Annotated in this window: 20 protein-coding genes; 5 read left to right on the forward strand and 15 right to left on the reverse strand. The window is 67.2% G+C overall.

Annotation, left to right across the window (positions count from 1 at the left end):
* The first annotated feature begins 14 nt into the window (after positions 1-14).
* Positions 15-2,423 carry an ATP-binding cassette domain-containing protein gene (locus tag ACSUZC_RS11940; protein ID WP_439028764.1) on the forward strand — a complete coding sequence of 803 codons (2,409 nt, stop codon included), beginning with the start codon at positions 15-17 and terminating at the stop codon, positions 2,421-2,423.
* Between the two features lie 225 nt (positions 2,424-2,648).
* Here the strand turns inward: ACSUZC_RS11940 and ACSUZC_RS11945 are convergent, their stop codons facing one another.
* A complete protein-coding gene (locus ACSUZC_RS11945) occupies positions 2,649-3,911 on the reverse strand; it encodes an HNH endonuclease (RefSeq protein ID WP_439028765.1) in 1,263 nt (420 codons plus the stop codon).
* A gap of 602 nt (positions 3,912-4,513) precedes the next feature.
* Here ACSUZC_RS11945 and ACSUZC_RS11950 point away from each other — a divergent pair.
* The 3 genes from ACSUZC_RS11950 (at position 4,514) to ACSUZC_RS11960 (ending at position 8,648) form a co-directional block, all read left to right on the forward strand.
* Positions 4,514-5,785, forward strand: a complete 1,272-nt coding sequence (locus tag ACSUZC_RS11950; RefSeq protein ID WP_439028766.1) for a reverse transcriptase family protein — start codon at positions 4,514-4,516, stop codon at positions 5,783-5,785.
* Positions 5,786-5,854: 69 nt separating this feature from the next.
* Positions 5,855-7,132 (forward strand): glycosyltransferase 87 family protein, encoded by a 1,278-nt coding sequence (locus tag ACSUZC_RS11955; RefSeq protein WP_439028767.1) that lies wholly within the window; start codon positions 5,855-5,857, stop codon positions 7,130-7,132.
* 100 nt (positions 7,133-7,232) lie between these two features.
* On the forward strand, positions 7,233-8,648 hold the full coding sequence (locus tag ACSUZC_RS11960) for a cytochrome P450 (RefSeq protein WP_439028768.1): 1,416 nt from the start codon (positions 7,233-7,235) through the stop codon (positions 8,646-8,648).
* A gap of 238 nt (positions 8,649-8,886) precedes the next feature.
* Here the strand turns inward: ACSUZC_RS11960 and ACSUZC_RS11965 are convergent, their stop codons facing one another.
* From ACSUZC_RS11965 to ACSUZC_RS12025, 13 genes are all read right to left on the reverse strand, one after another.
* Positions 8,887-9,501 carry an FKBP-type peptidyl-prolyl cis-trans isomerase gene (locus ACSUZC_RS11965; RefSeq protein WP_439028769.1) on the reverse strand — a complete coding sequence of 205 codons (615 nt, stop codon included), beginning with the start codon at positions 9,499-9,501 and terminating at the stop codon, positions 8,887-8,889.
* A 29-nt stretch (positions 9,502-9,530) separates the two neighbouring features.
* Entirely contained in the window at positions 9,531-9,995 is a 465-nt protein-coding gene (locus ACSUZC_RS11970; RefSeq protein WP_439028770.1) for an SRPBCC family protein, read from the reverse strand.
* The gene (locus ACSUZC_RS11975) at positions 9,995-11,029 is read right to left on the reverse strand and encodes an LLM class F420-dependent oxidoreductase (RefSeq protein WP_439028771.1); all 1,035 of its coding nucleotides are present in this window, start codon (positions 11,027-11,029) and stop codon (positions 9,995-9,997) included. The genes ACSUZC_RS11970 and ACSUZC_RS11975 overlap by 1 nt, the downstream gene beginning before the upstream one ends.
* Positions 11,026-11,436 carry a nuclear transport factor 2 family protein gene (locus ACSUZC_RS11980; RefSeq protein WP_439028772.1) on the reverse strand — a complete coding sequence of 137 codons (411 nt, stop codon included), beginning with the start codon at positions 11,434-11,436 and terminating at the stop codon, positions 11,026-11,028. The genes ACSUZC_RS11975 and ACSUZC_RS11980 overlap by 4 nt, the downstream gene beginning before the upstream one ends.
* On the reverse strand, positions 11,433-12,392 hold the full coding sequence (locus ACSUZC_RS11985; RefSeq protein WP_439028773.1) for a DMT family transporter: 960 nt from the start codon (positions 12,390-12,392) through the stop codon (positions 11,433-11,435). Before ACSUZC_RS11985 ends, ACSUZC_RS11980 begins: the two co-directional genes overlap by 4 nt.
* The gene (locus tag ACSUZC_RS11990; RefSeq protein ID WP_439028774.1) at positions 12,389-13,516 is read right to left on the reverse strand and encodes an MSMEG_0565 family glycosyltransferase; all 1,128 of its coding nucleotides are present in this window, start codon (positions 13,514-13,516) and stop codon (positions 12,389-12,391) included. Before ACSUZC_RS11990 ends, ACSUZC_RS11985 begins: the two co-directional genes overlap by 4 nt.
* The gene (locus ACSUZC_RS11995) at positions 13,513-14,361 is read right to left on the reverse strand and encodes a carbon-nitrogen hydrolase family protein (RefSeq protein ID WP_439028775.1); all 849 of its coding nucleotides are present in this window, start codon (positions 14,359-14,361) and stop codon (positions 13,513-13,515) included. Before ACSUZC_RS11995 ends, ACSUZC_RS11990 begins: the two co-directional genes overlap by 4 nt.
* A gap of 61 nt (positions 14,362-14,422) precedes the next feature.
* A complete protein-coding gene (locus ACSUZC_RS12000; protein ID WP_439028776.1) occupies positions 14,423-15,880 on the reverse strand; it encodes an MSMEG_0567/sll0787 family protein in 1,458 nt (485 codons plus the stop codon).
* Between the two features lies 1 nt (position 15,881).
* On the reverse strand, positions 15,882-16,937 hold the full coding sequence (locus ACSUZC_RS12005; RefSeq protein ID WP_439028777.1) for an MSMEG_0568 family radical SAM protein: 1,056 nt from the start codon (positions 16,935-16,937) through the stop codon (positions 15,882-15,884).
* Between the two features lie 169 nt (positions 16,938-17,106).
* Positions 17,107-18,378, reverse strand: a complete 1,272-nt coding sequence (locus ACSUZC_RS12010) for an MSMEG_0569 family flavin-dependent oxidoreductase (protein WP_439028778.1) — start codon at positions 18,376-18,378, stop codon at positions 17,107-17,109.
* Entirely contained in the window at positions 18,375-18,692 is a 318-nt protein-coding gene (locus ACSUZC_RS12015) for an MSMEG_0570 family nitrogen starvation response protein (RefSeq protein WP_439028779.1), read from the reverse strand. Before ACSUZC_RS12015 ends, ACSUZC_RS12010 begins: the two co-directional genes overlap by 4 nt.
* The gene (locus tag ACSUZC_RS12020; protein ID WP_439028780.1) at positions 18,685-19,584 is read right to left on the reverse strand and encodes a carbon-nitrogen hydrolase family protein; all 900 of its coding nucleotides are present in this window, start codon (positions 19,582-19,584) and stop codon (positions 18,685-18,687) included. Before ACSUZC_RS12020 ends, ACSUZC_RS12015 begins: the two co-directional genes overlap by 8 nt.
* Positions 19,585-19,593: 9 nt before the next feature.
* On the reverse strand, positions 19,594-20,118 hold the full coding sequence (locus ACSUZC_RS12025; protein ID WP_439028781.1) for an MSMEG_0572/Sll0783 family nitrogen starvation response protein: 525 nt from the start codon (positions 20,116-20,118) through the stop codon (positions 19,594-19,596).
* 423 nt (positions 20,119-20,541) lie between these two features.
* Between ACSUZC_RS12025 and ACSUZC_RS12030 the strand changes: the two genes are divergently transcribed.
* Positions 20,542-21,228, forward strand: a complete 687-nt coding sequence (locus ACSUZC_RS12030) for a ZIP family metal transporter (protein ID WP_439028782.1) — start codon at positions 20,542-20,544, stop codon at positions 21,226-21,228.
* 25 nt (positions 21,229-21,253) lie between these two features.
* On the opposite strand, the gene ACSUZC_RS12035 is transcribed toward ACSUZC_RS12030, so the two are convergent.
* The gene (locus ACSUZC_RS12035; RefSeq protein ID WP_439028783.1) at positions 21,254-22,369 is read right to left on the reverse strand and encodes an alpha/beta hydrolase; all 1,116 of its coding nucleotides are present in this window, start codon (positions 22,367-22,369) and stop codon (positions 21,254-21,256) included.
* Positions 22,370-22,379: the final 10 nt, after the last annotated feature.

A 22,379-nucleotide genomic window follows, 5' to 3' on the forward strand; every position in this document is an offset into this window, starting at 1 on the left:
CCGATGGAGAGACGATGAGCCGAGCAACGCGCACCCCGCCTACTTCCCGAGCAGCAATGTCGGTGACCGACGCCCACCCCGCTGACACCCACGACCGCATCCGCGTCCACGGGGCGCGGGAGAACAACCTCAAGAACGTCGACGTCGACCTGCCCAAGCGGCGCCTGACGGTGTTCACCGGGGTCTCCGGATCCGGAAAGAGCTCGCTGGTCTTCAGCACCATCGCCGCCGAATCCCAGAGGCTCATCAACGAGACCTACAGCGCGTTCGTCCAGGGATTCATGCCGTCGATGGCGCGCCCCGACGTCGACGTTCTCGAAGGCCTGACGACGGCCATCATCGTCGACCAGGAACGGATGGGCGCCAATGTCCGGTCCACCGTCGGCACCGCGACCGATGCCAACGCGATGCTGCGAATCCTCTTCAGCCGCTTGGGAACCCCGTATATCGGTTCACCACAGGCGTTCTCGTTCAACGTCGCCTCCATCAGCGGTGCCGGTGCGGTGACCATCGAGAAGGCAGGCCAGAAGGTCAAGGAGCGTCGCAGTTTCTCGATCACGGGCGGCATGTGCCCGCGATGCGAGGGTCGCGGCGATGTCTCCGACTTCGACCTCACCGCGCTGTACGACGCGTCGAAGTCGCTGAACGAGGGCGCGCTCACCATCCCCGGTTACTCGATGGACGGCTGGTACGGCCGGATCTACCGTGGTTGCGGCTTCTTCGATCCCGACAAGCCGATCGCGAAGTTCACCAAGAAGCAGCTCAACGACCTGCTGTACAAGGAGCCGACCAAGATCAAGGTCGAGGGCATCAACATCACGTTCGAAGGTCTGATCCCCAAGATCCAGAAGTCCATGCTGAGCAAGGACCGCGAGGCTATGCAGCCGCACATCCGCGCCTTCGTGGACCGCGCGATCACCTTCGCGACCTGCCCGGATTGTGAGGGCACCCGCCTGACCGCGGAGGCCAGGGCGTCGAAGATCAACGGCATCAGCATCGCCGACGCATGCGCCATGCAGATCAGCGATCTCGCCCAGTGGGTGGCCGAGCTCGACGATCCGTCGACGGCCCCGCTGATCGCCGCGCTGCGTGAGCACCTCGACGCCTTCGTCGACATCGGGCTCGGATACCTCTCGCTCGAACGGCCGGCCGGCACGCTGTCCGGCGGAGAGGCGCAGCGCACCAAGCTGATCCGCCATCTCGGGTCGTCGCTGACCGATGTCACCTACGTCTTCGACGAACCGTCGATCGGCCTGCACCCGCACGACATCACCCGCATGAACGACCTGCTGCGGGCCCTGCGGGACAAGGGCAACACCGTGCTCGTGGTGGAGCACAAGCCGGAGGTGATCGCGATCGCCGACCGTGTCGTCGACCTCGGTCCGGGCGCCGGCACCGACGGCGGCGAGATCGTTTTCGAGGGCACCGTCGACGAGTTGCGCGCCGCGGACACCCTGACCGGCCGTCACCTCGAGGATCGCGCCGCGGTCAAAGACGAGGTGCGTGCTCCGAGCGGGCATCTCGAGGTCCGTGGAGCCGATGCGAACAATCTCCGGGACGTCGACGTCGACATCCCCCTCGGGGTCCTCGTGGTGCTCACCGGTGTCGCCGGCTCCGGCAAGAGCTCGCTGATCAACTCGACGGTGGCCAAGCAGGACGGTGTCGTCTCCATCGACCAGAGCGCCATCAAGGGGTCACGACGCTCCAACCCGGCAACCTACACCGGCCTCCTCGAACCGATCCGAAAGGCCTTCGCCAAGGCAAACGGCGTCAAACCGGCTCTGTTCAGTGCCAACTCGGAGGGTGCGTGCCCCAACTGCAACGGAGCGGGCGTGGTCTACTCCGACCTCGCGATGATGGCCGGGGTCGCTGCCCCGTGCGAGGTGTGCGAGGGCAAGCGGTTCCAGGCCGAGGTGCTCGACTACACCCTGGGCGGGCGCAACATCAGCGAGGTCCTCGAGATGTCTGTCGCCCAGGCCGAGGAGTTCTTCGCCGACGGTGACGCCAAACTCCCCGCCGCACATAAGATCCTGCATCGGATGGTCGACGTGGGTCTCGGCTACATCAAGGTGGGTCAGCCGCTGACGACCCTGTCCGGCGGTGAACGCCAGCGGCTGAAGCTGGCGAGCCATATGGGGGAGAAGGGCGACGTCTACATTCTCGACGAGCCGACCACGGGCCTCCACCTGGCCGATGTCGAACAACTGCTGGGCCTGCTCGACCGCCTCGTGGACTCCGGCAAGTCGGTGATCGTCATCGAACATCATCAGGCGGTGATGGCGCACGCCGACTGGATCATCGACCTGGGACCGGGCGCGGGCCACGACGGGGGGCGGATCGTCTTCGAGGGCACACCCGCCGAGATCGTGGCCGACGGTTCGACCCTCACCGGCAAGCACCTCGCCGAGTACGTCGGCGTCTGACGCACTCAACTCGATCAAACGGTCGTATGCGCCGATAACGCGCGTCACGACCCGTCAACGGGACGTGTGTCCGTCGACCGACCCGGTCCCGCTCAGCACCGCCGAGCGGGACCGGATTGCTGGCGCCGAGTTCTCTTGGATTTTCAATCTCTGTGGAGTTGTCAAGGAACTTGTCGCGGTCCCGGGCGCTGCCGGGTGCGAAAAGTGCTACGCGAGGTCTTGGGCTCAGGCGGCGTTGTCGAGTGTCATGGTGCGTCGGTTGTAGGCGGGTAGGGGTCGGCGCAGGGGGTCGATGGTGGCGGGCGGGACGAGCCAGGGGTGTCGGTCGTAGCCGAGGATGATGTCCCAGCCGTGGTGGTGGACTTGGGTGTGGCAGCGTTGGCAGAGCAGGCAACCGTTGTCGAGGTCGGTGGTGCCGCCGTCCGCCCAGTGCTCGATGTGATGGACCTGCGTATGCGACGGTGGCGCACCGCATTTGATGCAGCAGGTGTCGCGGACGATGACGGCTTTGCGCAGGTGTGCGGGGAACAGTCGGCGGGTCTGTCCCATCTGTAGCGGGACGCCTTCGCCGTCGAGCACGATCTCGGTCAAGGTCCCGTCGCACGACACCTGTTTGGCGGTCGCCTGACTGACGGATCCGGTCCACGGCAGCGACGCCGGGGCGGTGCCGGTGGCGGGGATGGTCAGCAAGAGTTGCGTGCGTGGGGACCCGATGCTGTCGATGCTCGCTCCGAGTGCGGCTTGGTCGAGGATGAGCTCGAAGGCGTCGGCGCGGCGTTGCTCGGCAGACCGGCGGTCTTCGGCGCCGTCGGGTTCGGGCCGCAGGCAGGACCGTTCGTCGATCATGGTCAGGAATTTCTCGCCGATTGTTTGGGTGAGGTCGGCGCGGATGTCGATGCGGCCGTCGTCGGTGGTGTGGGCGTTGACCGAGTTCAGTGACGAGTCGTCGGCGGCGGGGAGGCCGGTGTCGGCGGCGTCGGTGATGGTGTTGCCGATGGTGCGGGCGTGTTCGAGCACCTGTGTCGGTGTCGCTCCGGAAAGTGCCTGACCGATGAGGTCGACCTCATGGGCGGTCTGGTCTTCGTCGGAAAGAGTCTCGGGACAGCGTGTTTCGATGTGTGCCAAACCGCGCACGATTGCATCGACGACTTCGGTGGACAGACGTCCGTCGGCGGCATGACGGTTGACCCTTTCCCGAATCGGTAGTGCGTCGACGATCCGCATGACGCGTGAAGCGGCGGCGGGTGGGTGGCCCATCTCGATGAGGAGCTTCCGCGTGGTGCTGCCCGCCTTCCGGGCAACCCCGAGGGTGTCGAGTTGTGCTGTGTGGGTGACGATCTGATGGTCGACGACGTTGCGAATCAACCGCAGCGTGTTCAACGCCTCGAATGTCGTTCCGCCCGTGCGATCGCCGGTGGGCGGGGTGGTCTCGATGAGCTGATCGAGGAGGGTGTCGAGCTCTGCCATGACTCCACAGTACGCGAACATACGTTCGAATGCCAGGAATATCCACAGCCTGATCCAGCCGAATGCGACTGGTACGTAGGGGAATTGAGTTCATTCCTTTCCCACTCGGCAACTGTGGTGAACTCCAGTCACACCCGTCTCTGATTTCTTTCCGAGATTGGTGGATGTGTCCTCAACTGACGCTCATACGATCAGCGAGGTGCGTCGTCTGAAGAGCCGTTGCCCTCGCGCTGTCGATCCGCGCACCACCGGTTGCCGAGGCCCTTGTGACCAGCCACGCGAGCACGACGTCCCCCGGCCGACCAGAAGTGATCGCCCACTTGGAACGCGCCCACTGAAGGAGCGCAGCGCCAGGAGTCACATCCAAGCGACCCGCCAGCACCCTCGTATTGCCCTCTGTGTCACCCCGTCATGGCACGATGGGCCCCGATGAACGGCGGGCGAGGTGAGAGCGGATCCTTGCGATCCGTCTCAGGGGTAACCCCTGGGTGCAGTCCACAGTTGGTTCCTGCGTCCGACGCCGGCCCGCACGCTGCACGTGCTCCGCGGCGCCGCGACACCACAGTTCTGGTCACCACACCCGTCGTTCATCACCAGTTCAGCCTGCGGCAGCGGGGTGCCGCGTGACCGAAGCCTTCCTGAGCGCCGCCGAGGCGGCCGAGATCGCCGCGGCGTTCTCGCGCACCTACGCCGCCTGGACCTGGCCAGAAGTGGTGGACGCGGTGCGGGCCGTGATGCCCGCGCACCTCGTCGACGACGTGGCGTCGCGTGTGTTCGAGCTGTCCCCGCACGAACCCCGCCACGCCGCGGAGGTACTGACCGAGGCCCTGGCACCGTGGATCCACCCGCCCGAGCAGGTCCGCGTGCCGCTGATCCTCCGAGAACCGGTCTCGCCCGGCACGGTTCCCGACGATCTACCCGACCTGTACGACGTCACCCAGCTTGCCCACTGGCTCGATTTCACTGTCCCCGAACTCGAGTGGTTTGCCGATCGGGGCGGATGGCTGCGGACGGCACGTCCACCGCTGCGCCACTACCGGACCTGGCAGCGTCCCAAGCGCGACGGCGTGCGCCTCCTCGAAGCGCCGAAACCACGGATGCGCGAGACCCAACGGCGCCTCCTGCGTCGGCTCGTCGAGAAGATACCGGCGCATCGGGCCGCGCGGGGGTTCGTCCCGGGATCGTCGGCTGCCGCGTTCGCGTGGCCGCACACCGACCGTCCGGTGGTGCTGCGGGTCGATCTGCGGCACTGCTTCGAATCCATCACCGTCGCGCGTGTCCGCGCGGTGTTCCGCGACGCCGGGTACCCCGCGCACATCGCCCGCATCCTGGCCGAATTGTGTACCACGACAACGCCTGTCGATGAACTAGGCGGCATCGGGATCGGTCACGCCGCCCTGTTGCGCGAACGCCATCTCCCGCAGGGCGCGCCGACCTCACCCCATCTCGCCAACCTCGTTCTGCGTCCGCTGGACCGTCGAATCGACGGCTACGCCCGACGCCACGGACTCCGGTACACCCGCTACGGCGACGACCTCGCCCTCTCGGGTGACTCCATGGACGCCGACCGTGCACTCTGGACCGTCCTGCGCATCGTCGAAGCCGAGAACTTCACGGTGCACGACGACAAGGTCCGGATCATGCGCCGGCACCAGCAGCAGCGCCTCGCCGGCCTGGTGGTCAACGACCGGCCTCAGGTCGCCCGATCGGACTACGACAACCTGCGGGCTCTGCTGCACAACGCCCGCCGCCACGGCGCGGCGTCGCAGAATCACGACGACCATCCGGACTTCCGGGCACACGTGTACGGGCTGATCGCATGGGTCGGCGCGACACGGGAGGAGCGTCGCCGGCGACTCCTGACGATGGCCGACGCGGTGGACTGGGACACCTGACAGCCCGAGCACGTCCAGGACGAGAGGGGCGAGGCCACCACGATACGATCCGCTCGGAAGCGAGGGCTCGTGACACCTGCAGTGAAGACCGACCGTGCACTGGACCACTACCTGGGATCGGCCCGGGCTCGAGGCGGGACGCTCGCCGCGTTCGTCATCAGTTCGATTCTGGCCATCGTCGTCCTGCCGAATCAGCCACCGACGCCGTACCGGATCGACTTCGACGTCTACCGCATGGGCGGCCGGGTCCTGATCGACGGCGGCGACCTCTACGGCGACCTCCCGCGACTTGCCGAAGGAGCCCACCTGCCCTTCACCTACCCGCCCCTCGCCGCCGGCCTGTTCTCGGTGTTCACGATCGTCCCCCTGTGGCTGGGCCAGATCCTGTTCACCGCCATCTCGATCGGCTGCCTGCTCCTGGTGTGCCGAATCGTGCTGTCGCGCCTCGTCAACCGTCCGCCGGCCGACCTGTGGTGGCTGGCAACACTCGCCGCGACGATCGGGCTGTGGCTCGAACCGGTGCGCGACACGCTCAACTTCGGTCAGATCAACATCGTGCTGATGACGCTGGTCGTCGTCGACGCGATGCTGGGCCGCGGCCGGTGGTGGAACGGGCTGCTCGTCGGACTCGCCATCTCGATCAAACTCACCCCCGCGGTGTTCCTGCTGTATTTCTTCCTGCGGCGGGACTGGCGTGCGCTCGTCGTCGCCGCCGTGTCCGCGATCGGATACGCCGGCGTCGGATACCTGCTCACCCCGAGTCATTCGGTCACCTACTGGACGTCGACCCTGTTCGACACCGATCGCATCGGGAGCCCGCACTTCGCGAACAACCAGTCGCTCAAGGGTGAGCTCGGACGTCTCGGACTCGACTCCGATCTGGCGTGGTTCCTCGCCTCACTGGCCGTGGGCCTGTTCATCGCCTGGGTGGCCTGGCGCCTGCTGTCGGCGGCCCCCGGAAGTGACGCCACCGCGACCGGCCCCGGCGACCTCGCAGCGCTGATCGCCGTCGCCTGCGCGGCGCTGTACTGCTCGCCGGTCGCGTGGGACCACAGCTGGGTCTGGATCGTCCCGCTCCTCCTGCTGTTGATTCACCTCGCCACACGGCCAGAGGCTTCGTCGGCGTGGTGGTGGCTCGTGGGGTCGGGTCTGGTCATCTTCGCCGTGGCGCCCCATCAGATCGTCCCGCAGCGCTACGACGCCGAGCTGTCCTGGACGTGGTGGCAGCACGTGATCGGATCGTCATACCTGCTCTGGGGCTTGGTGGTACTCCTGGCGCTGGGGGTCTCCGCGCCGCGTCTGATCGGTGTGCGACCCGTCCACGACACGCTGATCCATCCAGCCTGACCACCCCGTCGCCACGGCATGCTTGAAACATTCGCTACTATCCGTTCCAATGGTGCATAGTGATGTAACGCACATCGGATCGATGGGGAGTGGCAAGAAGATGGCGAGTCGGAAAAAGCAGATCCAAACCGTGCTGGCGGCGGCGAGCCGGCGGTACCCGAGCTCGGAGCGCCCTCTGGCCGAGCCACCCGAGGGCTCGGACCTCAAGCCCGTGATGGGTGACCCGGGGATCCCGTGGCTCGGTAACACGCTCGAGGCGCTGGTCGACCCGCTGAAGTCGGCGATGGACCGCTACGAGAAGTACGGGCAGGTGTCGTGGTCGGGTGCACTCGGCATGAACATGGTGACCCTGGTGGGCCCGGATGCCATCGAGGCCGTCTGGATGAATCGCAAGAAGGCGTTCTCCAGCGAACTCGGCTGGGAGCCGATGATCGGACCGTTCTTCCGCCGCGGAGTGATGCTCATGGACTTCGACGAGCACATGCAGCACCGCCGCATCATGCAGCAGGCGTTCAGCCGTCCGCGCCTCAACGGCTACCTCGACATCATGACGCCGCACATCGAGAAGACACTGGCCAATTGGGAGGTGGGCAACGGCTTCCGCATGTACTCGCGGACCAAGGACCTCACCCTGTCGCTGGCCACCGAGGTGTTCATGGGCGCACACGTCAGCGAGTCCGAGGCCCACCGCCTCGAGCACGCCTTCGAGGCAGCCGTACGCGGCGGCCAGGCGATGGTCCGTAAGGACGTCGGCAATTGGACGTGGGCGCAGGGCCTCCGCGGGCGCGAGGCGCTGCAGGAGTACTTCCGCTCGGAGATCCCGCTGCGGCGCGGCAACGACGGCGACGACCTCTTCAGCGTCCTGTGCAACGCCGAGAGCGACGAGGGAGAGACCTTCACCGACGAGGACATCGTCAACCACATGATCTTCGTGATGATGGCCGCGCACGACACCAGCACCATCGCGTTGTCGATGCTGACCTACTTCCTGGGCCGGCATCCGGAATGGCAGCAGCGCCTCCGCGAGGAATCGCTCGCCCTGGACAAGCCGACGATCGACTACGACGACGTCGACAAGCTCCCCAGCATGGAGCTCGCGTTCAAGGAGACACTGCGGCTCAATGCCCCCGTCGGCATGCTCTTCCGGATGGCCATCGAGGACACCGAGATCTGCGGCCACTTCATTCCGAAGGGCACGCTCCTCGCCATCCATCCGTGGGCGACGATGCTGCGCAAGGAATGGTGGCCGAACCCGAACCACTTCGATCCGGAACGGTTCTCCGACGAACGTCGCGAGGACAAGGTGCACCGCTTCGCGTGGGCACCCTTCGGCGGCGGTGCACACAAGTGCATCGGGCTGTACTTCGGTGGCATGGAGGTCAAGTCGATCCTCCACCAGATGCTGCAGCGCTTCGAGTGGGACGTTCCGGCAGGCTACCGCCCGGAGCTGACCTACGGCACCGGCCCCACCCCGGCCGACGGCCTGCCGATCAACCTGCGGCACCGCAAGATCTGAGCGTTCCTGTCTCCGCTCCCTGAGGTATCAGGAGCGCAAGCGACGAGCCACGAAGGGGCCGTGCCGATCTCACGGTCGCCCTTCGTGGCTCGCTGCGCTCGCACCTCAGGGAGCAGATCTGGCCGCCTGCGGACTCCGTCGACTGTGCGGGTTTTCCCGTCGACTGTGCACCAGTTCCCGTCGACCGTGCACCTTTTGGCGTCGAGTGGGTAGTCCGCCCATACGCCGAAGGCAGCCCCTACGACGCGTTGAGAATGCTGATCTCGAAGACGAGGGTGTCACCGACCTCGATGCCCGCCTGGGGGTTCCCCGAGGCATAACCGTCGGCGGAGGTCATCGCGACGCCCACCTTCGACCCGACCTTCTGCCCGGCGATGGCCTTGCTGAAGCCGGGGATCACACCGTCGAGCGGGAAGTCGACCGGCGTCCCGCTCTCGTACGCGCTGTCGAAGGTCTCACCGGTGCGGCCGTTGACACCGACGTAGCAGACCGACACCGACGCGGTCTCCGGCACGACGGCACCATCACCCTCGACGAGGGTCTTCACCTGGGTCTCGGTCACGCTCAACGGTGTCTCGATGGTGATCTTCGGCGCTTCGGTCGCCGTCGACGCGACCATCTGCAGTCCTCCGGTGGCGCCCTTCTCGCTCCACTGCGGTGTGGCATCGGCCTTGGCGGGGGCGGTGGGGCAGTTCGCCGCGCCCGAGTCGGAGGCGCCGGCGTCGGCTCCTCCTGTCGCCGCTGTCGCGGTCGGTTCCGTTGTGCCCGAACCGGAGTCGGAGTCGGAGCTGCAGCCGGCCACCGTCAGGACGACGGCCGCACCGAGGACGAGGATCGCGTTCTTGATGTTCACCCCGGGAACGCTACCCGAGCCGCGCACAGTCACCGAGAGCTATGACCGGCCAGAACGCGGGCGGCGCGTTCCAGATCTGCCCGCACGGCTCGCGCCGCCGGCCACCGGCCGGCACTCAGCACCAACCCGACGACGGCCGGCACCGTCAGCACCGCTTCGGCGTGCACGCCGGTGCCGAGATCACGCTCCTCGAACGTCAGCGTCAACACTGCATCGACCGATCGCCACCGTCCGATCTCGCGCCAGGTCCGCCCCGGTTCACACGCCGTTACCTCCATCCGCGGCGCCACACCCGGCACGACGGTGACATCAGTCCAGCTCGTGCCGAGTCCACCCGCCCGGTCACCGATCTGGTGGAGGTCGTCGACGCGGCGCAGGCTCGACTGCCACTGAGGACGGTTCGACGGGTCGGCGAGATAGTCGAAGACGACATCGATCGGCGCGTCGAACTCGACCACCGAGTCGATCACGGTGACGCGGGCGGGGGAGAGCATCAGCGGATCAGTCCGGCGAGTTGCTCGACCTCGGCGACGCTTCCGGGCGACACGAGCATCGTGGTGACCCCACACGACTCCCACACCTTGATCTGCTCGCGGACGTGGTCGAGGTCGCCCACGATCGCCGAATCCTCGACGACAGCATCCGGAATGATCTGCGCCGCCTCGTCTTTCCTATTGCTGCGGAACAACGCGGTGACCTCGTCGACGACGTCGGCATAGCCCATCCGGCGGTAGACCTCGGCGTGGAAATTGGTGTCCTCGCTACCCATTCCGCCCATGTACAGCGCCAGGAAGGGCTTGATGGCCGCGTAGGTCCCCGCCTTGTCGTCGGTGACGACGATCTGTGCGGTGGCACAGATCTCGAAGTCCTCCCGGCTGCGTCGCGCACCGGGACGCGCGAAACCCTCGTCGAGCCACTCGTTGTAGGTGTCCGCCATACGCGGGGTGTAGAACAGCGGCAGCCAACCGTCGGCGATCTCGGCCGCCAGTGCAACGTTCTTCGGACCTTCGGCGCCGAGCATCACGGGGATGTCGCTGCGCAGCGGATGCGTGATCGGCTTGAGCGTCTTACCCAGTCCCGAGGCGCCCTCACCGTCGAAGGGCAGCGGATAGTGCGGGCCGGCACTGCTGACGGGTGCCTCCCGTGCCCAGACCTGACGCATGATGTCGATGTATTCACGGGTGCGCGCAAGGGGTTTGGCGAACTTCTGTCCGTACCATCCCTCGACGACCTGCGGTCCTGAGACGCCCAGTCCGACGATGTGGCGCCCGCCGGAGAGATGGTCGAGGGTGAGTGCGGCCATCGCGCAGGCGGTCGGCGTGCGAGCCGACAGTTGCAGCACCGAGGTCCCCAGCCGCACGCGCTCGGTGGATGAACCCAGCCAGGCGAGCGGTGTGTAGGCATCGGATCCCCACGCCTCGGCGGTGAAGATGCTGTCGAAGCCGGCCGATTCTGCCGCGGTGACGAGTTCGGCGTGATGCGTCGGAGGTTGAGCGCCCCAATAGCCCAGTTGCAAGCCCAGTTTCACTGGCTGACCCCCTCGGATTCGGCCGCGGCTTCGGCAGCGATCTGGTCGAACTGGGCGCCCATCGCCTCGGCGACGGCCTGGGCGCCCGACAGCGGCCGGACCATCACCATCAGGTCGTCGATCTGTCCGTCGGCGTTGACGTGGATGAAGTCGCAGCCGGTGATCTTCTTGCCGCCCACCACGGCTTCGAAGACGAGTGCCGAGTCGTGTCCGTCGGCGTCGTTGATCTCCCGGATGTAGTGGAAGTCCTCGAAGACGCGCAGCACGCCCCGCAGGATGGCCGCGGTGATCGCCTTGCCCGGGTACGGCTTGAACGCGACCGGACTGGTGAACACGACGTCGTCGGCGAGCAGCGATCTCATCGCCTGCTCGTCGCGCGCCTCGACGGCCTCTCGGAACTGCTTCATACGTCGACCTCCCTGTCGATGGATATCGATTCGACGCTAACCAATGTCCTACGACGAGGAGCCAGGAGTACGACCAATGCCGTGGCCAGCACGGCGATGCCCAGCCATCCGACGACGGTGATCGGCTCGGCGAGCACCACGACGGCCAATGCTGTCGCCACTGCCGGTTCGATCAACGTGATGGTGGTGGCGGTGGAGCTGTCGATACGACCGAGCCCCTGACTGAACAGCACGTAGCCGAGGAATTGCGGCACCAGGACGAGATACCCCAGAACGACGAGCGTGTCCGGGTGGTCGACGATCGCCGGCACACCGACCGCCACCACCGGCACCAGCAGCAGCCCGCCGAGTCCCATGACGCTGCCGGCCGCGGCGCCGCGCGGGACCGACCGGTTCATCAGTCGGCGCATCGCCCACGAGAACCCGGCGTAGGTGAGCCCGGCGAGCAGACCGAGACCGACACCGAGCGCCGCGGAATGACCGTCCGACACCGAATCGGAGTGCGACGACTCGCTGCGCGACAGTGCGAGGGCTGCGCTACCGGCGATGCCGAGGAGACAGGCGGTGCTCCATCGCCGGGTGAGTCGCCGGCCGTCGGCGATCCGCTCGATGACGGCCGACACCAGGGGCGCCGACGCCAGCGACACCACGGTGCCGAGCGCGACGCCGCCGACGCGCATCGAACCGAAGAAACACAACGGGTAGACCATCACGCAGACACCGCCGACGAGGGCGACCCGCCACTGAGCGATGAGCCGGGGCCACGAGCCGCGGAGCACTCGCACGTTGGCCGCAGCCTGCAGGAGCCCACCGCCACACATCGCAACGGCGCCGATGGTGACGGCACTGAGCGCCGGTGCGAGTGCCGCCGCGGTCCCCGAGGTGCCCCACAGGATGGCGGTGAGCGCCACCACGACCATCCCGACGCGCTCCGACGATCGGGTGTCGCCACTCATCCGCGCGCCGGCCGCGGGTGACGCGCGTAGAAGTCGAGATGCCGTCGTGCGGCGTCATCCCAGGTGAGTGAGGCGGACAACGTCTGCCCGGCCTGCCGGCGGTGATCATCGGACTCCAGAGACCTCTCCAGTGCCGCCGCGAGTTCGGGCACGGTCGAGGCGTAACGCACGGTCTCTCCGAACACCTCGCGCAGGATCGGAAGGTCACGCGCGACCACCGGCCGGCCGGTCGCCAGCGCTTCCATCGCCGCGAGCCCGAAACCCTCCTTGACCGACGGGAACGCGAAGGTGCGACACGCGGCTACCAGCGACGGCAGGTCGTCGTCGGGGATGTTGCCGAGTACGACGGGTTCGACGTCGAGTTCCGCGCGGCGCCGCTCGAACTCGGCTCGATAGTCGCGGTAGTCGAACAAGGTCTCGCCGCCGGCGAAGACCAGCCTCAGATCCGGATGGCTCTCCCGCAGAAGCGCATACGCCTCGAGAAGGTCGATGCTTCCCTTGCGGGGCTCGATCCCGCCCACCGCCAGCACGTAGTCACCGAGCTGCTCCGACCACCGTCGACGCGCGACGGCGGCGGCCGGCGATGCCGAGGCGGCGTCGGCGAACCGTTGGTGGGCAACACCGTTGGGGATCACGGTCGGATCCAGGCCCCAACCCTGCCGTACCTCCTCGGCCACCGCGCGGGACACGCAGATCCGGGCGTACGGTGCGACGACCGCCTTCTCGTGGCACTCGACCAGGACGGGCGTCGTGAACTGGTCGAGGTGATGGATCGTGCGGATGCACTCGCCGACGGCGTTGGCGCTGATGCAGTCCTGCGCGTGGACGATGTCGAAAGCATCGGGCTCGAAGGCGTGAGAGAGGGTGTCGATGGACCGCACGATCCGGTCGGTGATCGTCTCGTTCTCCCGGTCGGGAAACGGCACGAGCCGCAGGTGCACCGCCGGATCCACCGTCCGGAAGAAGCCGTCGTCGCCGCCACGCGCGAGTGACCACACCGTGACGTCGACCCCGAGACGGGCCATGGCCTCGGCCAGGTTCAACGTATGTACCACCCCGCCACGGGGTTTCGTCGAATACGTGAGCAGGGCGACACGCAGCGCGGGGGAGTCCACCCCGGTCATGGTAGCTCCGCCGACATCGACGACCGGTAGGCATCGGGCCGCAGTTCGGCGAGGTGGCTCAGCACCCGGCGCGCCCGGTCGATGTCGGCGTCGACGTCGACGGTCGCCGTGGCCATCCCGCCTTTCGATCGGGTCGTCGCGAGGATGTCGCCACCCGGCCCGACGACCTTGGCCTGCCCCAGGAACCGTAGGGATCCCATCACACCCGTCTGATTCGACGACACCACGAACACCTGGTTCTCGGCGGCCCGCGCGCAGTCGTAGAGGTCGAACAGCCGGGACTGACGGTCGGCGGGCAGTCGTGCGGCGCGGTCGGTGACGCTTGCAGGCCACGCGGACAGGGCGGCGATGACGCGCGCACCGTCGAGCGCGAGTGTCCGTGCCGACTCGGGGAACGTCTTGTCGTAGTCGATGAGCATGCCCAACCTGCCGACCGGGGTGTCGAAGGAGCTGAATCCGTCACCGGCGGCGTAGGCGAGGGACTCGCCGGCGGGTTGGTGCACTTTGCGGTGACTGCCGAGGATGCCGTCACCGGATACGCAGACAGCGGTGTTGTAGCGCTGGTCGCCGACGGCTTCGGTGTAACCGATGCACACCGTCATCTCACCTGCGGCGGCGGCGATGGCGGCGAGTTCTGGTCCGTCGCTGCGGAGTGCGGGCGGCAGTTCGGCGGGATCAGGGTGTCGCAGGTCGCCGAGGTATCCGCCGAGTGAGGCGTCGGGGAAGACGAGGAGGTCGACGCCGTCGCGGGCCGCGGCTTCGACGATGCCGACGGCCTTGGCGACACCGCGCTCCACGTCGCGACCGAAGTGCGCAGCCAGGGCACCGAGGGTGACCGTCCTCATGGTCGAACTGTACCGGTCGTCTCCGGTGCCGCGGCGGGTTGCGCGTTCGGCTCCGCCTGCCTCATGCCGCACCCAGCCCCGTGACGGTGGACGCCACCGCGACGGTCACCGCACCGTCCGGCCATCGCAACCGCACGCCGGGTTCGGCGGTGAGACGGCCGCAGTCGGCGACGGTCACCGGACCGGCGGCGGTGCCGACCGGCCGCGTGCTCGGGCGGTCCGTGCTGAGCATCGCGTAACCCGGGAAGCAGGTCAGCCATGCGCCCATCGATGCCGCGCGGGGCCGGGGGACCGCGGTCACGTCGAGTTCGGCGCCGGTTCCCGACGCCTCGGCGAGCATCCCGAGGGTGCCCGCGATCCCGGCCATGCTGACGTCTTTCGCCGACGCGGGCGCCAGATCGGTCAGGTGTGCGCCCATGGCGCACAGTTCGTCGCTGCTCCGCGAACTCGTCGAGTCCCACTGACGGTCGTGGTAGCCGGGCCGCCAGGATCCGCCGAGGTCGGCGTGCAGGGTGACGGTGTCTCCGACTGCGCCCCCGCCTGCGCGAAGCGGGCGGTTCGTGGTCCCCAGGGCCGTCACCGACAGGGCCGACGGCACGCCGACCTGGGTGTGCCCGCCGAGAACCGGTGTGCGCCAGGCCGCGGCGGCCGACGCGATCCCCCTGATGATGCGGGTGAGGTGCGAGGTGGTCGGGGCGCCCACGGCGTCGAGCAGACCCAAGGGCCGTGCACCCATGGCGCTGAGGTCGTTGAGATTGACCAGCACCGAACACCATCCGGCCCATTCGGGGTCGCGTTCGATCATCGACGGGATGATCGCATCGCAGGCGGCGATCACGTCGGTGCCCGGCACGGGGACGCCGTCGTCGCCGCGAAAACCCGCCGCGCCCAACCCTCCCGGCTGGCGTCCGAATGGGGCAAGCGCCTCGGCGAGTACAGCTTTCGTCCCGTCGACCGTGCGTTGAATTCTGTCGACTGGGTAGCGCATCTGCCGATGCAATCTGCCTTCGATCAGCGGACCCGCACCGTGGTCTTCCCAGCCGAGCCGCATGAACATCGGTGCAAAGCGGTCCTGCACGGTGGCATCGAACCGCAGCGCGCCCAGCTGTTCGACGTGCGCGCACGCCGCCCGGATCAATGCCGGTCCGACGCCCGGGGCGTGTCCCGGGTCGGCGACGACGAGCCGGCTGCCCGTCCACCATCCGATGTCGTCGTGGACGGCTCCCGACCACCGAGCAGGCGCGACACGGACGCCGCCGGCAACGCGTCCGTCGGGAAGGGTCGCCACCAGCACCGCGGTGCGGGGATCGGCGTCGAGGTCGTCGAGATCGGAACGTTCGAAAAGCCCTTGCCGCTCGACGAACTCGCGGTACCGCAGCGCTCGGTAGGCGTCGCGCTGGGTGGTGGTGTCTGCGACGGTGATCAGGAAGTCGGGGTGAGGCGCGACGCGGCGCCGCCCCGACAGAATCGACAGCTCGCCGAATGACTCGGGCGAGGCGGTGCGAGGGATTGGTGACACCTCAACCTCCCACTGTCGGTAGGAGACTGCACGCACCACACGCCGCACACCCGGCGCGCTGATCCGACCCGGACATCCCGATGAAGGTCAGGTGACCGGCGACCTCGCGGCTGATCTTCTCGACGATCGCCGGGTCCGGTGCCGGGGCATCGTCGACGTCCACGGCCAGGGTCCCGGCATGGCGCCGGAACGGCACGATGAACGGATACACACCCATGTCGGCGAGTTCCTTGGCACCGGCGATCATCTCGTCGGTGTCCTCGCCCAACCCCACGAGCAGATAGGTGGACACCTGGTTGCGTCCGAACACCCGGACCGCTTCGGCCCACGCCGCGCGATACTCCGACAACGGAACCGACGACTTGCCCGGCATCCACCGGCGACGCACCTCGTCGTCGAGCGATTCGACGTGGATACCGATCGCATCGGCACCGGCGTCACGCAGCTCGGTCAGCACCGCGAGGTCCGCCGGCGGCTCGCACTGGACCTGGATCGGCAGTTCGGGCACGGCGGACTTGATCGCGCGGACGCACCGGGCGAGGTGACGCGCGCCGCGGTCCTTTCCCGCGCTGGTGCCGGTGGTCATCACCATCTGTGTCACACCGTCGAGATCGACCGCCGCACGGGCGACCTCCGCGAGTTGCTCGGGCTTCTTCACCGCGACAGTCGATCCCGACCGCAACGACTCCTCGATAGAGCAGAAACGGCACCGCTGGTCCTCGGCGTAGCGGATGCAGGTCTGCAGCACTGTCGTTGCGAGCACGTTGCGGCCGTGCAAACGTGCGATCTTCTCGTAGCTCACCCCGTCCGCAGTCTGCAGGTCGTAGAACCGCGGACGACCGATCGCACTGACCTCGATGCCGACGTCGACACCGTCGTAGAGCACACGGTCGCCGTCGAACACGAACGGACTCTGTGGGTTTCGGGGAATCGCGGCGTGTAGGCCGTCGATCATGAGATGGCCGTCGTCGCTGGGCCCCGCGCCGCCGCTGCGTTGCAGCGGGGGATCGCCCCGGATTCCGAGCAACGCCAGGTCGACTCGGGTCGATACCGTCATGGGTACTCCTTAAGTGTGTTCCCTGAGTTCGAGGAGCGCCACCACTGCGCCCAGAGGTGCGTCCATCTACTGCTCCCTGAGGTGCGCTCCCTCTGCTCCCTGAGGTGCGAGGAGCGTTAGCGACGAGCCACGAAGGGCCGCCAACCACCCCGCCAAACCACCCTGACAACTACCGCGCAGCAACCAGATGCGGACGTACGCTGCGGATTCCGTCGATGATGTGGTCGGCGACGTACTTGGCGTCCCGGTCGATTCCGAGGAATCGACCCGAGCCCCACGTGTGCATCCACGGCAGGCCGATGAAGCTGAGTCCGGGGACCTCGGTGATCCCGCGGGTCTGCATAGGTCGCCCGCCGCCGTCGAACGCGCTGGCCTCGATCCACCGATAGTCCGGCCGGTAACCGATGGCCCAGATGATGGAGGTGATTCCCGCGGCCTCGAGATCGAGTTCGGTGGGGTCGCTGTCGGGCGTCCACACCGGCTCGTACCGCGACGGTGCGGGTGCGTCGATGCCATGGGCGTCGATGTGCCGGTCGATGTCACCGCAGATCGAGTTGTACACCGCGTCGGCGCGGTCGAGTGCGGCGGTCAGCGTCGGCGCGAAACGCAGTGTCGAGTCTTTGCCCTCGGTCAGCACGCCGTAGAGCTGCATGCCTTCGAGGGCGAATCGGCGCAGGTCGATGTCGCGCCCACCGTCGCGGCCGGTGACGTAGTGGTTGGTCTTTTCCTGGGCGGCGCGTCCCCCCGGGTATTGCTGGGTGGGGGTGTCGTACAGCCCCATGTCCGACAGCCACGTCATGCAATCGCGGCCCCGGTAGGTGCGGGCCACCCGCGGGGCGTTCCCGATCGCGAGGTGGACCTGGCGGCCGGAGAGGTGGAGATCTTCGGCGATCTGGGTTCCGGACTGTCCGGACCCCACGACCAGGACCGCCCCGTCGGGGAGTTGTTGCGGGTTGAAGTACTGCTCGGAATGAATTTGGTGCACAGTGGAATCGAGCGAGGGTGCGAAGGGAGGTATCACCGGCACCGGATATCCGCCGGTGGCGATGACCACCTGATCGCAGCTGAGCGAGAGCACTCCCTCGGGGCCGTCGAGCGTCAGGTCGAAACGCTCACCGGAGGGTCGCTGCACGCGGGTGACCCGCGTGTGTTCGACGAGCGGCGGCTCGAAGGTCTCGAGCCACCCACGCAGCCACGCCACCACCTCGTCGCGCGTCATGAACCCGTCCGGGTCGGGCCCGGCGTAGGTGTAACCGGGCAATCGGCAGTGCCAGTTCGGGGTCACCAGGGTGAACTCGTCCCAGCGCTTGTCGGCCCATGCGTGCACGGCGGTCTCGGCCTCGACGACGAGATGTTCAACGCCCGCCTCGCCGAGATACCAGCTGACCGAGAGTCCGGCCTGGCCGCCGCCGATCACGACGACGGGAACGTGTGCGTTCATGAGTGCTCCTGCGCGGCGGTGGTGGTTGCGGGCAACGGCGGATACATCGAGATGACCTCCACCTCGGCCGAATCCGCGTGGCGACCGGCGTCGACGGCGATCGCTTCCGACGAGGCCGCGGCGGAGGTGCACGCGAAGCCGTACTTGGCGCGGACTCTGGAACTCGCCTCGTCGAGGGCCGCGGTCGCACGATTGCGGAAGTCGTCGACGCGGTACGAACCCGGAGCCAGATGGTCGTGCAGCACGAGGCTGGGGGAGTAGTACTGGCGGAGAACACCGTCGGGCCATCGGACCTGCACTGTCATCTCAGGCATGGGCGAGGTCCCGCCAGGCGATGTCGCCGGCGGTCTCGGCCTCGGCGAGCATGCCGTAGACCTCGGGACGCCGGTCCCGCAGATGGAACATGCCGGCCCGCATGGCGGTGAAACTCTCCGCGATGTCCACCTCGGCGACTGCCATTCCGCTGTCGAGAAGCGTTGTGTCGAGCACATTTCCGCCCGGATCCACGATCTTGGCGTTCCCGACGTAGCGGAGCGAGCCGAACGTGCCGCTCTGGTTGGCCGCCACCCAGAACACCTGGTTCTCCAGTGCCCGGGCGGTGTCGAAGAGATTGAACCGATAGGTCCAGCGGTCGTCCTGGAGGTTCTCCGCGGTCGCGGTTCTCGCCGCGGGCCACGCGGAGAGACTGGCGATGATCTCGGCTCCCTTGAGTGCCATGATGCGGGCAGCCTCGGGAAACGCTTTGTCGTAACAGATCTGGAGTCCGATGCGCCCTACCGGGGTGTCGAAAACACCGTAACCGTTTCCCGACGAGTACGACATGTTCTCGCCCAGCGGTTGGTGGACTTTTCGGTAGCTGCCGTAAATCCGGTTCCCGTCGAGGACGGCGGCTGCGTTGTAGCGGGTCACGCCGTCCTCACCGAGTTCGCAGAACCCTATGGCCACCACCAGGTCTCCGACGATGGACTGGACCCGAGCTATCTCGGGCCCGTCGAGCGAGATCGCCGGTGGCAGTGACCGGGAGCTGTTCTTACGGGTGTCGCCGTGATTGCCCAGCGACGACAGGTACCCGCCGATAGCGGCCTCGGGGAACACGAGGAAGTCGACGCCCCGCGTCCGTGCCTCGGCGACATAGTGTTCGATGGTCGCGTAGTTCTGCTCGAGGTCGCGGGTGAAGTTGGCCGCGACGGTTCCGATGGTGGTCATGGTGAGTCCTCAGACCATGTAGGTGGAGTTGATGATCGCGCCCTTGCGGGCGTAGTGGATGAGGGCGTCCTGGACGTCGAGCGGATGAGCCGGGATGACGCCCTCGATCAGGTCCTCTTCGCGTCCGCCATGCAGGGCGAGACCGAAGCGGCAGCAGAACACGGTGCCGCCCTCGGCGATGAAGGTCTCGAGCGAGTTGTTGATGTTCTGTTCGCCGGGGAATCCGGAATCACCGGTCGTCGGGAAGCCACGCGTGGCAAGGCAATTGATGGCTCCGGGACCGTAGAAGTACATCGCCGACTCGAAACCCTTGCGGAGTGCGCGGGTGGCCTGCAGGACTGCCACGAACGACACCGACGACTCGTGGGCGATGCCGTGGACCAGGGTGAAGTAGCTCTCCCCGTCCTCGGCCTGGTAGTCGGGGAAGATCTTGGTTCCACCATAGATGTTGGAGCCCTTGGGAAGTGAGGGGTGAGGGATCTCCGCGAGAGACGCCGCGATGTTCTCGGTGATGGCTTCGTCGAAAGAGGGCACAAGAACTCCTGGGATGGCGAGACGCGGCCGCGGGGGCGGCTCGTCGTGAGAGAGAGGGGGGTGGGCGCCGTTGCCCTGAGTGATTCGACCGGCGAATCCGGTGGGATCGAGTAGCGATGACTGCTACGACACACAGTTCACTCGTCGTCGATTACCGATTGGTTACCCACGGAATAAATGAACGGCCGGTTCGCGTAACACGCGTCGTGTGCGCGGCGCCCGGGCATGACCGCGCCCGCAGAAGTGAAAATCCGACGAACCGGTCGGGTCGGGGGTCTGACCGGTTCGTCGGACGTATTCATCGTAACGCTCGCATGCGACGCCGGTCCACCGAGGTATCCGCAATTCTGTGACCTGTTCGATTGCAGATCGCACATCGCCCCGACTCGCCATTCAACTCCCCAACGATGCCACTCTTGAAGCATGCTCACCGCTGTCCTCTACGGTCTGGCGACCGCTGTCCCCATCGCGATCGGCGCTGCGATCGGCATCCGCTGGAACCTGCCGAGCCCGGTCCTGGCAACGCTCATGGCCTTCGGCGCAGGCACGATGATCGCCGCGGTCACCAACGAACTCTTCGAACCTGCATACGTCCAAGCGGGCACACTGCTCGCCTCGATTGCGCTGTTCTGCGGCACCGCGGTCTACGTCGTGGCCGACCGGGTCGTGGAGACCAAGCTCGGCTCGGCCGCCGTCGGCCCGGCGCTGATGCTCGGTGTCTTTCTCGACGGCGTGCCGGAGAACACCGCACTGGGCGTCTCGCTGACGGCCGGCGGGTCGCTCGTCCTGGTGGTCGCGATCGCGGTCGGCAACTTCCCCGAGGCGGTCAGCGGTGCGTCGTTGATGCGTCGCGAACACGACGCCTCCGGCCGCTCGGCGCTGATCCTGTGGCTGTTCACCGCAGTCGTCCTGGTTGCCGTCACCGTCGGTGGCTACGCGGTGTCGGACACGATCTCGCCGACCGCGATCAGCATCGTCCAGGCGTTCGCCGGAGGTGCGACGCTCGGCGTACTCGCAACGTCGCTCATGCCGGAGGCCTACCGCGAGGGCGGCTGGTGGGTGGGCCTGGCCACCGCCGGCGGGTTCCTGCTGGCGTTCGTGCTGGGTTGAGTCGACCACGGTTTACCCCCACCGCTCAGTGCGTCTGCGCGGCCTCCGGGTCGGCGGCCACGTGCCCGTCGGCGAGCTCGTTCAGTGCCCGGAACACCCTCTTCGACGCCTCAGCCCACGGCATGAGGATGGGGAACACGTGGAACATGCCGGGTTCTTCGATGGCGTGCGTCGGCACCTCCGACGCCTCGAGCCGGGCCGCGAAGTCGCGTATGCCGTCGCGGAACATCTCGCTACCGCCCCAGCAGACGAACGTCGGCGGGAACCACGACGGGTCGGGTTCGCCGTTGATGGGAGACACCCGCGCATCGTTCGGTTGGACACCGTGGAGGTACGGAGTCACCGGGATGCTCCAGGGGAGGATGTCGTACTGGGCGTTCTCGGTGATGGACGGATGGTCGAGGTCGAGGTCGATCTCCGGCGAGAACAACGCCAGCGCGCCCGGTCGTGGCAGGTCGTGGTCATGAAGGTAGGCGACCAGCGACGCGGCGAGCCCGCCGCCTCCGGAGTCGCCGGCGACGATGACGTGATCAGGATCGACGCCGCGCCCCAACAATCCCCGGTACACGTCTGCGGCGTCGTGAACGCCTGCGGGGAATGGGAATTCGGGTGCCATCCGGTAGTCGGCGATGAAGACCTCGTGGCCGGTGATGCGCACGAGGGATGCCGCGAAGGCCGAGTACATGATCGGCGACGTGCCGATGTACCCGCCGCCGTGGAGGTACAGGATGGTGGCGCCGATCTCCTGCTTGTCGTCACAATCGTCGACGTAGGCGTCGGAACTCGCCTTGGCGCGACACCACAGCCCGGGAACGCCGCCGACGATGTCGTCGGTGAGTTCGACCCCGTCGGTCAGTTCGACGAATGGTGGCATCACGACGCGACACACGTCGTCGAGGATCTTCTCCATCGACCGGAACTCCTCGATCGGCAGCCCCATCGAGTAGCCCATGAACGCGCGGATCGTCTGCCGGGTGACCGACTGGCCGAGGTTGTCGAGCAGTCCCGACGGGCCCGCCCACGGCTTGCGGAACGGCACCCGCGCCAGCCCGTTGAGCATGCTCTGCGCGAGTCCCACGACGGCGAGCGCGGTCACCGGTCCGGACGCGGTCTGGACCTCGGGACGATCTGCCATCACCATGCCGCCCAGG

It is taken from the genome of Gordonia terrae (assembly GCF_051789125.1).
Lineage (GTDB): Bacteria > Actinomycetota > Actinomycetes > Mycobacteriales > Mycobacteriaceae > Gordonia > Gordonia terrae_A.